This is a genomic window from Hydrotalea sp., from assembly GCF_049968455.1.
Lineage (GTDB): Bacteria > Bacteroidota > Bacteroidia > Chitinophagales > Chitinophagaceae > Hydrotalea.
In genome coordinates this window covers 1-13,013 of the sequence record NZ_JBMFQT010000005.1, presented here as the reverse complement: position 1 = coordinate 13,013, position 13,013 = coordinate 1, and the positions used below count along the sequence as shown (strand labels likewise).

The following is a 13,013-nucleotide window of genomic DNA, read 5'->3' as shown; positions in this document are numbered from 1 at the left end:
TATCACCTGTTGGTTGTAATACCCTCGCTTGTGTTTCATAACTACATCATGCTGAATTGCATGCTATTGTTGTAACAAATAAAATGAAACATATGAAAAGGATATTGCTTTATCTGTTGCTGGTTAGTGCCATTTCGGTAGCAAGTGTTGCTCAAACCCCTGTTAGTTCTAATATCAGTGCTGCTAATGCATTGGCAAAAAGGGTAGTGCCTAACTATGCCCCGCATATTCACTTTCAGGAAATTCCCAATTGTTCTACCGACAGTTTTTTTATTTATTGGCAAGATAATAGTTTATATATCAAGGGTAATAACGTCAATGCAATGGCCGTTGGTCTGAATTATTATTTAAAAAATAGTTGTTGGGCTAATGTTTCCTGGTATAGAAACGAAGGAGTGAAAGTACCTGAAAAAATGCCGGTATTGCAACAATCCATAGGTTTAAAAGCGCGTTGTAATGAACGATTCTTTTTAAATTACTGCACTTTTGGTTATACCATGCCTTGGTGGGATTGGAACGATTGGCAGTGGTTTATTGATTGGATGGCTTTAAATGGTATTAATATGCCTTTAGCCATTACCGGCCAGGAATCCATATGGTATAATGTTTGGAAAAAATTTGGTCTGAATGATGAGCAGATTCGAAGCTTTTTTACCGGGCCTGCTTATTTGCCCTGGCACAGAATGGCTAATATTGATCGATGGGAAGGTCCTTTACCCATGCACTGGATGAATACTCAACTTGCACTACAGAAAAAAATTGTAGCACGAGAAAAAGAATTGGGCATGAAACCCATTTTGCCTGCATTTGCAGGGCATGTTCCTCAGGCACTTGCAAAATTATTTCCTAAAGCTAAAATTCATTCCTTGGGTGAATGGGGCGATTTTAGTGAACAATATCAAAGTTATTTTTTAGACCCTTTTGATTCCTTGTTTAAACCCATTCAAAAAGCCTATTTAGCCGAACAAACCCGCTTATTAGGTACTAGCCATATTTATGGTGCCGATCCTTTCAATGAAGTAACACCGCCCAGTTGGGAACCCCAATACTTGGCATCGGTAGCCAATACCATTTACGAATCAATGCTTCAAACCGATCCCAAAGCCGAATGGTTGCAAATGAGTTGGATTTTTTATTACAATAGAAAACAATGGACCGATGAACGCATTAAAGCATTTTTAACTGCTGTACCTCAAGGAAAAATGACGTTGCTAGATTATTATTGCGACAATACTGAGATTTGGAAATTTACCGATGCTTTTTATGGTCAGCCTTATATATGGTGCTACTTGGGCAATTTCGGAGGCAATACTATGATGCAGGGTAATTTGAAAGAAGTGGAAGAACGCATGGAAAATACTTTTCAAAAAGGTGGCGAAAATATGAAAGGAGTTGGTGCAACTTTAGAAGGATTTGGTGTAAATCCCATTATGTATGTATATGTATTAAACAAAGCTTGGAGCAATGGCCCTGTTAATGTACAAAATTGGGTAAATAATTGGGCTAAAACCCGTTACGGCCAACCTAATGCCGATGTTGAAAAGGCATGGAATATTTTGTTGCAAACTGCTTATGCAGAACGTGCCGGTTTGGGACGTGCAACTTTAACCAATGCTCGCCCAGCATTAACCGGACACAATACCTGGACTACAAATCCCGTAATTAATTACAGTAACAAAGATTTGCTGCAGGCATGGAATTTACTATTACAGGCCCCTGTAAATAATCAAACACCTGCCGTTTATTTATATGATGTTGTGAATACCGGAAGACAGGTTTTAGGTAATTATTTTGCAGTACTACGCGATAAATTTACAGCAGCGTATGAACAACACAATGCCGTTGCCGTTCATGAATATGGTCAACAGATGTTGCAGTTGTTGAGCGATTTGGATACATTACTTGCTACCAATCAAAACTTTTTATTGGGTAGTTGGATTGCCGATGCAGAAAAAATGGCTGCTTCATCTAATGAGAAAAAATATTATGCGGAAGACGCTAAACGTATTTTAACTGTTTGGGGCCAGCCGGGTAAACATTTAACAGATTATGCCAATAGGGCATGGGCAGGTCTAATGCAAACTTATTACCGCCAACGATGGAAGTTATTTGTAGAAGATATTGAAAAAAGCATGCAACAAAATCAGGCATTTAATCAAGAGGCATTTAACCAAACCCTTACTCGGTTTGAAGAAAATTGGGTAAAAGGCAACCAAAAGTTTAATGATAAACCCATAGGTAATACCATGCAAATAAGCAAACAACTGTATGCAAAATATGCGCCCATGATTTTATTAGAAAAATAATTTTTGTTGTTTTCATAATTCTTTATCATCTTCGCATCGCAATGAAAAAAACAATGAATAACATATGGTGGTGGCATACTAATCTCTATCGGGGATGGTAATGCCATGCACATAGCATTATATATTTACGAGCCCCGACAGAAATGTTGGGGCTTTTTATTTTAACATTCGAATAAAAAAATATTGGACAGGTAAAATAGTTATTTAGTTATGAAAAAATTAGAAATAACCACCACTGTTAAACAAATGCTTGCCGATGTATATACCCCGGTGGGTATTTATTTGCGTATTCGTGATAAGTTCAGAGATACCATTTTGTTAGAGAGTACAGACCACCATGTAGCTGAAAACAGTTTTAGTTTTATTTGTATTAATGCAATTGCAGGTATTGAAATCTCATCCAACCGGCAAATTGAATTTAAGCTACCCAATGAGCAGCCTGAAAAAATGAATATTACCCAACAAACATCCATACCCGATGTTGTTTGGAATTTTATGCAGCGTTTTGAAGTTACACCTGCCGAAAATAAAGTGGTAAAAAGTGCGCAAGGCTTTTATGGATATACTGCCTATGATGCCATTCCGTTTTTCGATACCATTCAATTTCAAAAAAATGCAACTACCCAGCCCGTTATACCATTAATGCGGTATCGCTTGTATCAGTACATCATCATTATTAATCATTTTAATGATGAATTGTATTTGTGTGAAAACAAAATAGCCGGTCTGGAATCAGAACTGGAACGAATAGAAAGTTTATTATCAAGTAAAGATGTACCGGTTTTCCCCTTTGCAACTACCGGTAATGAAACCTCTAATATTGCTGATGCACAATATATTCAAATGGTACAATCGGGTATACAGCATTGTAAGCGGGGCGATGTTTTTCAAATTGTTTTAAGCAGAAGATTTCAACAAAGTTTTATTGGCGATGAATTTAATGTGTACAGGGCATTGCGTAGTATTAATCCATCGCCCTACCTGTTTTATTTTGATTACGGCGATTATAAACTAATGGGTTCATCGCCCGAGGCGCAACTTAAAATAAAAGATGATAAAGCCATTGTACACCCCATAGCAGGAACTTTTAAGCGTACCGGCAATGATGCTTTAGATGCCAAGGCTGCAGAGCAATTGTTGTTAGATGCAAAAGAAAATGCAGAACATGTTATGCTGGTTGATTTGGCAAGAAACGATTTAAGCAGAATTTGTACGGAAGTAACGGTAAGCCATTTCCGTGAAATTCATTATTATAGTCATGTTATACATTTAGTAAGCGAAGTAACCGGGAATATTCCCCCTAATACCAATCCTTTTTCATTATTAGCCAAAACTTTTCCGGCCGGAACATTAAGTGGTGCGCCTAAATTTAAAGCTATGCAGTTAATTGATGAATTGGAAACAACACCCCGCAGTTATTACGGTGGAACGCTTGGCTTCATTGGTTTTGATGGTAGTTGCAATCATGCTATTATGATACGAACTTTTTTAAGCAGAAGCAATACACTTTATTATCAAGCCGGTGCCGGAGTAGTGGCAGCAAGTGTTCCTGAAAGTGAATTGCAGGAAGTAAATAATAAACTTGGAGCACTGAAAAAAGCTGTGCAGTATGCAACAACCATTCAATAAAATAAAACATTAGCTATTTATTTAGGCAAACAACAAAACGTATTTCTTGTATGGCAAATAAAAATGAAACGGTAAAATTATTAGTGTTCGACAATTATGATTCATTTACGTATAATCTGGTGCACATGGTTTCCTTTTTATTACAGCAATCCGTTACCGTTTATCGTAATGATGAAATTAGTTTAGAAGCAATTAATGATTTTGACAAAATAATTCTATCGCCCGGCCCGGGTATTCCTGACGAAGCTGGCTTATTGTTGCCACTTATTCGGCAATATGCGCCAACAAAATCCATACTTGGTGTTTGTTTGGGGCATCAAGCTATTGGTGAGGCTTTTGGCGCAAAGCTTACCAATTTATCTAAAGTGTTTCATGGGGTTGCTACTGAAATTCATATAAACCCAAAAGTAAAGGCAAAATCCAACAGTTGGTTTAATCATTTGCCAACAACTATTGAAGTAGGGCGTTATCATAGTTGGATAATTAATAAAGACACTTTACCCAAGGAATTAGAAGTAACAGCCGTGGATGAAGCAGGTAATATTATGGCGGTTCAACATACAACCTATGATGTTCAGGGTGTGCAGTTTCATCCGGAAAGCATTTTAACGCCTTTGGGCGAAGAGATGTTGCGGAACTGGTTATTTCCCGGCAAACAATAACATGAATTATTGATCAATTTTTTGAATGATAAACGTATGAAGAAGATTTTACAATATTTGTTTGAGTATAAAACATTGAGTAGAGAACAGGCAAAAGAAGTACTGATTAATATCAGCAAGGGCCAATATAATGAATATGAAATTGCCTCATTTGTTACGGTATATTTAATGCGAACCATTACCATTCAGGAATTGCAAGGTTTTGGTGATGCATTAATGGAATTATGTGTACAGTTGCCCTTTGAAAGCTATCAAACTTTAGATATAGTGGGTACTGGCGGAGATGGAAAAAATACCTTCAACATCTCAACCATTAGTTGCTTTATTGCAGCAGGGGCAGGACAAAAAGTAGCAAAACACGGTAACTATGGTGCCACTTCAATTAGTGGTGCATCCAATGTAATGGAGCAATTAGGTTATAAGTTCAAAAATAATGCCGATGCCTTACAGAAAGAATTAGACGAAGTAAATATTTGTTTTTTACATGCACCGCTTTTTCATCCCGCTTTAAAAACGGTTGCCCCTTTGCGTAAGAGTATAGGTGTACGCACGTTTTTTAACATGCTAGGGCCAATGGTTAATCCTGCTTCGCCGGCCTATCAACTGGTTGGTGTATATAATTTAGAAATGGCACGCATTTACAATTATTTATTACAGCAAACCAATAAATCATTTACCATTATTCATGCTTTAGATGGTTACGATGAAATTTCATTAACCGAGGATACAAAAGTAATTACCAACTCAGGTGAACAAATATTAACACCACTTCAATTGGGTAAACGCCTGGTTCAACCACAGGATATTTATGGCGGTCATTCTGTTGAAGAAGCAGCAAAAATATTTTTATCCATTTTAAAAGGTGAAGGTACTTGGGCACAAAATGCAGTGGTATTGGCTAATGCTGCCATGGCACTGCATGCTACCAAAAATTTTACTGATTATGAATCGGCATACGCGGCAGCGGTTGAAAGTTTGGAAAGTGGTAAGGCTTACAACACACTTCAACAATTAATAGCATTGCAATAACGAATATTTTTAAAGTAGGCATTTGTATGAATATATTAGAAACAATAGTAGCAAAAAAGCAAGTAGAAGTACAACAGGCTAAACAACGTATATCCATTGAACAATTACTACAACAGCCTTTTTTTAGTGCTACAACTTATTCATTGAAGCATAATTTGTTGCAACAAAATTCAACCGGAATTATAGCTGAATTTAAGCGACGTTCGCCTTCCAAGGGATTTATTCATCAATATGCCAATGTAATTACTGTTACACAGGCCTATGCACAATATGCTGCAGGCATTTCAGTGTTAACCGATACCGAATTTTTTGGTGGGTCTCTTCAAGATTTTGCTCAGGCACGCATACAACCCGTTCCCATTTTGCGAAAAGATTTTATGATTGATGCATATCAGTTATACGAAGCAAAAGCCATTGGTGCTGATGTGGTTTTATTAATTGCGGCTTGCTTATCGCCCAAACAAGTGCAACAATTGGCCGTTGAAGCCAAACAATTGGGTTTAGAAGTGTTATTAGAAATACACGATGAAACAGAACTACAACACATTTGCGACGAGGTAGATATGGTTGGTGTTAATAACCGTAATTTAAAAAATTTTGAAGTAAACATTGAAACATCTCTACGTTTAATTAAACATATTCCAAGCACAAAAGTTCCGGTAACGGAAAGTGGTATTTCGGCAGTGGAAACGATTCTTCAATTAAAGAAAGCAGGGTTTAAAGGTTTTTTAATGGGAGAAAATTTTATGAAACATGAACATCCCAATTTGGCATTTCATCAATTTGTTCAACAACTAAAACAGTCAACATGCGCTTAAAAGTTTGTGGCCTAACCGACATGAATCAAGTTCGCCAGTTGAATGATTGGGGAGTGCATTTCTGCGGTTTTATTTTTTATCCTAAAAGCCCAAGGTATGTGTTAAACAATAATACAACCGAGGCTATTAAAAAGGTAAAAGGTACCATCAATAAAGTGGGTGTTTTTGTAAATGAAAAAGAAGATACCATTTTGAAAATGGTAGATGAATGTGGCTTATACCTTATTCAGTTGCATGGGGATGAAACACCACGTGCTTGTGAAAACTTATCGAATTATGTAACTACCATTAAAGCATTTCGTATTAGTGAAAACGATAACATACTTTGGAAAATTAAAGACTATCAAGATGTAGTAGATATTTTTTTATTCGATACAGAGGGTGTTGGGTATGGAGGAACCGGAAAAAAATTTAATTGGAATATGTTGAAAGGTCTTTCTATCCGGAAACCATTTTTATTAAGTGGTGGTATTCAACCGGATGACGTGCCTGAATTGCAAAACTTCATGCAGGATAGTGTAGCAAAAGATTTATTTGCTTTTGACATTAATAGCAAATTTGAAATAACACCGGGCATAAAAAACTTAGCTTTGGTGCACCAATTTTTTAATCAAGTAAATATATTATAAATAATTATGAATCAAATTAATACAAATTCCGTTTCTTATACGCATCCCAATGAAAATGGCTATTTTGGTCAGTTTGGGGGTGCATACGTTCCCGAAATGTTGCATAGAAATGTGGAAGAATTGCGCAGTCGATATCTAGAAATTATGCACGAGCCTTCATTTGTGGCTGCATTTCATCAGTTATTACGCGATTATGTAGGCAGACCGTCACCATTGTTTTTAGCAGAACGTTTAAGTGCTTTACATAGTACCCGTATTTTCTTAAAAAGAGAAGATTTAAACCATACAGGTGCTCATAAAATTAATAATGCTATCGGTCAGGTATTATTGGCACAACGTTTAGGCAAAAAAAGAATTATTGCAGAAACCGGTGCTGGCCAACATGGAGTGGCAACAGCTACTGTTTGTGCCTTAATGGGGTTGGAATGCATTGTGTATATGGGCGAAAAAGATATTGAACGTCAGGCGCCTAACGTTGCTCGCATGCAAATGTTGGGTGCTAAAGTTGTGCCGGCAACAAGCGGTAGTAAAACTTTGAAAGATGCTACTAATGAGGCTATACGCGATTGGATTAATCATCCGGAAAATACACATTATGTAATTGGAAGTGTAGTTGGTCCACATCCTTATCCCGATATGGTAGCTCGTTTTCAAAGCATAATTAGTGAGGAAACTCGTTGGCAATTAAAAGAAAAAACAGGTAGTGAATTACCTACTTATGTAATAGCCTGTGTAGGTGGGGGTAGTAATGCCGCCGGAGCTTTTTATCATTTTTTAGACGAAACGTCTGTGCAACTAATTGCAGTAGAAGCTGCAGGCTTAGGTGTTCATAGTGGTATGAGTGCGGCAACCTCACAATTGGGTAAACCCGGTATTTTACATGGTAGTAAAAGTTTAGTAATGCAAACCGATGATGGACAGGTTGTAGAACCACATAGCATTTCTGCGGGACTAGATTATCCTGGTATTGGACCTTTGCATGCCAATCTATATGAATCTGGCAGGGCTACATTTTTAAGCGCAACCGATGCGGAAGCATTAGAAGCTGCATTTGAAGTAACAAAATTAGAAGGTATTATACCTGCTTTAGAAACAGCACATGCATTTGCAGCATTAAAACAACTTTCGTTTAAACCGAATGATGTGGTAGTGTTATGCTTAAGTGGACGTGGTGATAAAGATTTGGCAACTTACATGCAAGCTATGCAAAAAATTGATTAGAAAATGCACATCAATATTACACTTCCGGAATTAAGTTTAAGACAATGTACACCTGCTGATAGCCAATTTTTTTATGAACTAAAAAAGTTAGTACTATTTCATTATGTAAAAGCTATTTGGGGTTGGGATGAACAAGTGCAACAACAATTTCATGCAGAAAATTTTCATCCCAATCAAACCCAAATTATTTTGTGGCAAGCACAACCGGTTGGTACTATTGAATTGGTTGAAGACAAGGATAAAATTTTTATCAGCAGTTTATATATTCATCCCGATTTTCAAAACAAAAAAATTGGAACTTTTTTGGTGCAACAACAAATTCAACAAGCAAAAACTTCTGGCAAAAAAGTGGCATTGGAGGTATTACGCTTAAATACCCGAGCTCAAAAACTATATTCGAATTTAGGTTTTGTTACCATTCCCAATAACGATGCCATTAAATTATACATGCAAAATAATTGTACATTATGAAAAGAATTGCTCAAACATTTTTAAATAAACCCAAAAATGTACTTAATGTATATTGCACAGCAGGTTATCCTCAATTGAATAGTACATTAACAATAATGCAGGCATTACAGCAATATGGTGCCGATTTAATTGAATTAGGAATGCCTTATAGCGATCCCTTGGCTGATGGGCCGGTAATTCAGCAAAGCAGTAGTGTTGCTTTACAAAATGGTATGTCCATCAAAGTATTATTCGATCAACTGAAAGATTGCAGAAAAACCATACACATTCCTATTATTTTAATGGGATATATGAATCCCATTCTTCAATATGGATTTGAAGCATTTTGTAAAAAAGCGGCTGAAGTAGGGGTAGATGGGTTAATATTACCCGATTTGCCCGAGTACGAATTTGAAAATATGTATGGGGCTGTTATAAAAAAATACCAACTTGACTTTATATTTTTAATCACACCTGAAACTTCTGAAGAACGTATTCGAAAAATGGATGCATTAAGTTCAGGATTTTTGTATGCGGTAAGTTCATCGGCTACTACCGGAAAAGATAAAAATTTTAATGAGGTGAATACCTATTTACAACGCTTACAGGCCATGCAACTCAAAAACCCCATTATGGTGGGTTTTGGTGTAAAGGATAAAAGTACGTTTACAACAGCTTGTACCTACAGCAATGGTGCTATTATAGGTAGCGCTTACATTCAGGCATTGGGCAGTTCAACCGATATTGCTGCAACTACAAAACAATTTTTAGAGAATATTTTAAAGTAAAGCAATAATTTTTTTTCATGAAAGTAGTAATTATAGAATACAACGCCGGCAACATACAAAGTGTACAATATGCCTTGCAACGAATTGGCGTTAATGCAATACTTTCAAACGATCATGCTACAATAAAAAGTGCTGATAAAGTTATATTCCCCGGAGTAGGTGAGGCCAGCAGTGCTATGCGAAGTTTGCAACAAAATAATCTGCATTTGTTAATTCCAACTTTGCAACAACCACTGTTAGGCATTTGTGTAGGTATGCAGTTGTTATGTTCTTTTTCCGAAGAAAATAATACCGATTGTTTAGGTGTTTTCAATTTAACTGTGAAAAAATTCAATACACAATCCAACTTAAAAGTGCCCCAAGTAGGCTGGAATAGTATTTATAATTTATCATCGCCCCTTATGCATCAGGTGCCTGAAAACAGTTATTGCTATTTTGTGCATAGTTATTATGTTCCTCAAAACAAGTTTTCTATTGCTACTACTAATTATGTTGAACCTTATGCATCTGCCATACATCACAATAACTTTTATGGTGTACAATTTCACGCAGAAAAAAGTGCTGCTGTAGGTGAACAAATATTGAAAAATTTTATGGCTTTATAAAAACTACACGTATGGAAATTATACCCGCTATAGATATTATTGATGGAAAATGTGTTCGATTAACGGAAGGTGATTATCAACAAAAAAAAATTTACAACGAAAATCCCTTAGAAGTTGCCTTAGCGTTTGAAGCTGCCGGTATTCAACGTTTGCATTTAGTTGACTTAGATGGAGCTAAAGCCGGAAAAGTGACCAATTGGAAAGTGTTAGAAACAATAGCTAATCATACACAACTAATCATTGATTTTGGTGGTGGAATTAAAACCGCTAATGATATAAGCACCGTGCTGAATGCAGGGGCAAGGTACGCAACGGTTGGCAGTGTGGCTGCAAAGCAAAAAGACTTATTTACTGAATGGTTAGCAGAATTTGGGGTAGATAAATTTTTATTGGGTGCCGATGTAAAAAACGGTTACATCACCATCAATGGTTGGTTAAATACTACTGAGTTACCCGTACAACAATTCATGAAAAATTATATGCAGTTGGGTGTACAACAAATTTTTTGTACCGATGTAAGTAAGGATGGTCGTTTAGAAGGGCCTGCCATTGAGTTGTATGAAAGTTTAATAAAAGCATTGCCCCATTTACATTTAATTGCCAGTGGTGGCATTAGTAGTGTAGACGATTTGTTGCATTTGCAACATATTGGTTGCAGTGGTGCTATTGTAGGTAAAGCCATTTATGAAAATAAAATAGCTTTAAATCAGTTGGTTCAGTTTAATTAATAACAATGGAAACAAAACAAATACAAACGGTATCGGGCTTAACCAAACGCATTATTCCCTGTTTAGATATTAAAGATGGAAGAACGGTAAAGGGTATTCATTTTGAACAAATACGCGATGCCGGTGATCCTGTTGAGTTAGGTGCCTTTTATGCCGAACAAGGAGCTGATGAGTTGGTATTTTTAGATATTACCGCTACAGTTGAAAAACGTAAAACACTCAAAGAATTAGCCAACAGAATTGCAGCACATATTAATATTCCTTTTACTGTTGGGGGCGGTGTAAGCAGTGTTGAAGATGCATCGGTATTATTACACAATGGTGCCGATAAAGTGTCTATTAATACAGCCGCTTATAAAAATCCTAAATTAATTACTCAATTAGCCAATGAATTTGGCAGTCAGTTTGTGGTGGTAGCCATTGATATAAAACAAGAAAGTGATGGTAATTGGTACGTTTATTTAAACGGAGGAAGAACAGCTACCAACACCCTTTGTACCACCTGGGCCCAACAAGCCTGTGAATTAGGTGCCGGTGAAATTTTATTAACTTCAATGAATCACGATGGTGCCAAGCAAGGATTTGCGCTAGACATTACCCGAACATTAAGTACACAATTACCTATCCCGGTAATAGCCAGCGGGGGTGGAGGAACCATGCAACATTTTGAAGCTGTATTTAAGGATGCACAAGCCGATGCTGCATTAGCAGCCAGCATTTTTCACTTTAAAGAAATAGCTATACCCGCTTTAAAAGAATATTTATATGAACGAAATATTTCGGTAAGGTTGTAAATGCGTTTTGTATGCATACACTGAAATTTGTACAGTTTAGTTTTCAAATTCTTTTTGTTCGATCTTTGAATGCAACTTTTTACAAGTTAACCGATATAAGACTTTGGGGAGTAATAAAAGGTATTTTAATATTAAAAAAATAAAGATAATTACCCATAGGCCAGTGATCTTTAAACACTCCTTTCCGTAATTATCTTTACAATGCTGAAATTATGACATCGGAAGAATTTAACCAAAATTTGTTGCAAAAAACGAGTAATTTAAAACCTATGTAGCCGGTCAATGACCTAAACAAATGGGTGCTATAGCCATTAGGTTTATTAATGATAATTTTCGTGCACAAGGTTGGCAAGGTGCCACCTTTTAAGCTTGCACACCTTTAAAAAAAACTCGTTTAGGAGGTAGTATACTTCGGTTAACCGGCCATTTAAAAGATAGCATTCATTTTAATGTGGCATTGGGTAGGGTTGTGGTGCGCACTTATATCCCTTACGCAAAAGCTCATAATGAAGGCCATGAAGGCACAGCCAACGTAAAAGCTCATACACGCACTATTAAAACCACAAAAGGCGTTAAAACTGTGGCTGTGAAAGCATTTACAAAACAAATGAGATTGCCCAAGCGGAAATTTATGCCAATGGATGTAAACGATAGACCTGTGCTTTACGATGCTTTAAAACGCCAAACAATTGAAAGTATTAAAAACATTTTTGAAAAGTAAAAACTGAACTACGAACTCATTATTTGCCCAGCTTTTTTTAAGCATTCAAAAACGAATTTTGGGTGATGTAATACCCGAAATAAAAATGGATTGATTAGGATTTGGGCCAGTTAGAACACTAGTTGTGATTTGCTTTCAAATTCTTTTTGTTCGATCTTTGAATACAACAGAGAAATTTTTACCATTAGCAGAATATATGTTGTGATTTGCTTTCAAATTCTTTTTGTTCGATCTTTGAATACAACCCTATACAGATGAAAAAAGTAAAACACTTAGTTGTGATTTGCTTTCAAATTCTTTTTGTTCGATCTTTGAATACAACGCTTTGCCCAATTCATTTTTTAGTAAATAGTTGTGATTTGCTTTCAAATTCTTTTTGTTCGATCTTTGAATACAACTAAAACCAGTATTAACCACTAATAAATACGTTGTGATTTGCTTTCAAATTCTTTTTGTTCGATCTTTGAATACAACCAACGGGTATAATTTGCAACTTATCGAAATGTTGTGATTTGCTTTCAAATTCTTTTTGTTCGATCTTTGAATACAACCAGATGGCGGCTTATAGGTTACTATGCCTTGTTGTGATTTGCTTTCAAATTCTTTTTGTTCGATCTTTGAATACAACGTAGA

At 36.2% G+C, this 13,013-nt stretch carries 12 protein-coding genes, 1 pseudogene and 1 CRISPR repeat array; all 13 genes and pseudogenes read left to right on the top strand.

The window, feature by feature from the left end; genetic code table 11:
* Window positions 1–92: 92 nt before the first annotated feature.
* Entirely contained in the window at window positions 93–2,306 is a 2,214-nt protein-coding gene (locus ACP5P5_RS04675) for an alpha-N-acetylglucosaminidase (protein WP_428284949.1), read from the top strand.
* Window positions 2,307–2,516: 210 nt separating this feature from the next.
* Window positions 2,517–3,935: an anthranilate synthase component I family protein gene (locus ACP5P5_RS04670; RefSeq protein ID WP_428284948.1), complete on the top strand. Its 1,419-nt coding sequence runs from the start codon at window positions 2,517–2,519 to the stop codon at window positions 3,933–3,935.
* A 50-nt stretch (window positions 3,936–3,985) separates the two neighbouring features.
* Window positions 3,986–4,597, top strand: a complete 612-nt coding sequence (locus tag ACP5P5_RS04665) for an anthranilate synthase component II (RefSeq protein ID WP_428284947.1) — start codon at window positions 3,986–3,988, stop codon at window positions 4,595–4,597.
* Window positions 4,598–4,633: 36 nt separating this feature from the next.
* Window positions 4,634–5,626: an anthranilate phosphoribosyltransferase gene (gene trpD / locus ACP5P5_RS04660; protein ID WP_428284946.1), complete on the top strand. Its 993-nt coding sequence runs from the start codon at window positions 4,634–4,636 to the stop codon at window positions 5,624–5,626.
* A 26-nt stretch (window positions 5,627–5,652) separates the two neighbouring features.
* Window positions 5,653–6,444 (top strand): indole-3-glycerol phosphate synthase TrpC, encoded by a 792-nt coding sequence (gene trpC / locus ACP5P5_RS04655; protein WP_428284945.1) that lies wholly within the window; start codon window positions 5,653–5,655, stop codon window positions 6,442–6,444.
* On the top strand, window positions 6,435–7,073 hold the full coding sequence (locus ACP5P5_RS04650; protein ID WP_428284944.1) for a phosphoribosylanthranilate isomerase: 639 nt from the start codon (window positions 6,435–6,437) through the stop codon (window positions 7,071–7,073). The genes trpC and ACP5P5_RS04650 overlap by 10 nt, the downstream gene beginning before the upstream one ends.
* Window positions 7,074–7,079: 6 nt before the next feature.
* Window positions 7,080–8,294: a tryptophan synthase subunit beta gene (trpB, locus tag ACP5P5_RS04645; RefSeq protein WP_428284943.1), complete on the top strand. Its 1,215-nt coding sequence runs from the start codon at window positions 7,080–7,082 to the stop codon at window positions 8,292–8,294.
* A gap of 3 nt (window positions 8,295–8,297) precedes the next feature.
* A complete protein-coding gene (locus ACP5P5_RS04640) occupies window positions 8,298–8,765 on the top strand; it encodes a GNAT family N-acetyltransferase (protein ID WP_428284942.1) in 468 nt (155 codons plus the stop codon).
* On the top strand, window positions 8,762–9,532 hold the full coding sequence (trpA, locus tag ACP5P5_RS04635) for a tryptophan synthase subunit alpha (RefSeq protein ID WP_428284941.1): 771 nt from the start codon (window positions 8,762–8,764) through the stop codon (window positions 9,530–9,532). Before ACP5P5_RS04640 ends, trpA begins: the two co-directional genes overlap by 4 nt.
* A gap of 17 nt (window positions 9,533–9,549) precedes the next feature.
* Complete coding sequence (hisH, locus tag ACP5P5_RS04630; RefSeq protein ID WP_428284940.1) at window positions 9,550–10,137, top strand: imidazole glycerol phosphate synthase subunit HisH; 588 nt, start codon at window positions 9,550–9,552, stop codon at window positions 10,135–10,137.
* An 11-nt stretch (window positions 10,138–10,148) separates the two neighbouring features.
* Window positions 10,149–10,865, top strand: a complete 717-nt coding sequence (gene hisA / locus ACP5P5_RS04625; RefSeq protein WP_428284939.1) for a 1-(5-phosphoribosyl)-5-[(5-phosphoribosylamino)methylideneamino]imidazole-4-carboxamide isomerase — start codon at window positions 10,149–10,151, stop codon at window positions 10,863–10,865.
* A 5-nt stretch (window positions 10,866–10,870) separates the two neighbouring features.
* The gene (hisF, locus tag ACP5P5_RS04620; protein WP_428284938.1) at window positions 10,871–11,659 is read left to right on the top strand and encodes an imidazole glycerol phosphate synthase subunit HisF; all 789 of its coding nucleotides are present in this window, start codon (window positions 10,871–10,873) and stop codon (window positions 11,657–11,659) included.
* 397 nt (window positions 11,660–12,056) lie between these two features.
* Window positions 12,057–12,380: pseudogene (locus ACP5P5_RS04615) on the top strand (hypothetical protein); the annotation flags it as partial.
* Window positions 12,381–12,501: 121 nt separating this feature from the next.
* Window positions 12,502–13,008: a CRISPR direct-repeat array (repeat unit 47 nt; unit sequence GTTGTGATTTGCTTTCAAATTCTTTTTGTTCGATCTTTGAATACAAC).
* Between the last annotated feature and the right edge of the window lie 5 nt (window positions 13,009–13,013).

Bases quoted from the DNA above. Each gene is read 5' to 3' on its own strand.
- ACP5P5_RS04675 (WP_428284949.1), top strand. From the start codon at position 93: ATGAAAAGGATATTGCTTTATCTGTTGCTGGTTAGTGCCATTTCGGTA.
- ACP5P5_RS04670 (WP_428284948.1), top strand. From the start codon at position 2,517: ATGAAAAAATTAGAAATAACCACCACTGTTAAACAAATGCTTGCCGAT.
- ACP5P5_RS04665 (WP_428284947.1), top strand. From the start codon at position 3,986: ATGGCAAATAAAAATGAAACGGTAAAATTATTAGTGTTCGACAATTAT.
- trpD (WP_428284946.1), top strand. From the start codon at position 4,634: ATGAAGAAGATTTTACAATATTTGTTTGAGTATAAAACATTGAGTAGA.
- trpC (WP_428284945.1), top strand. From the start codon at position 5,653: ATGAATATATTAGAAACAATAGTAGCAAAAAAGCAAGTAGAAGTACAA.
- ACP5P5_RS04650 (WP_428284944.1), top strand. From the start codon at position 6,435: ATGCGCTTAAAAGTTTGTGGCCTAACCGACATGAATCAAGTTCGCCAG.
- trpB (WP_428284943.1), top strand. From the start codon at position 7,080: ATGAATCAAATTAATACAAATTCCGTTTCTTATACGCATCCCAATGAA.
- ACP5P5_RS04640 (WP_428284942.1), top strand. From the start codon at position 8,298: ATGCACATCAATATTACACTTCCGGAATTAAGTTTAAGACAATGTACA.
- trpA (WP_428284941.1), top strand. From the start codon at position 8,762: ATGAAAAGAATTGCTCAAACATTTTTAAATAAACCCAAAAATGTACTT.
- hisH (WP_428284940.1), top strand. From the start codon at position 9,550: ATGAAAGTAGTAATTATAGAATACAACGCCGGCAACATACAAAGTGTA.
- hisA (WP_428284939.1), top strand. From the start codon at position 10,149: ATGGAAATTATACCCGCTATAGATATTATTGATGGAAAATGTGTTCGA.
- hisF (WP_428284938.1), top strand. From the start codon at position 10,871: ATGGAAACAAAACAAATACAAACGGTATCGGGCTTAACCAAACGCATT.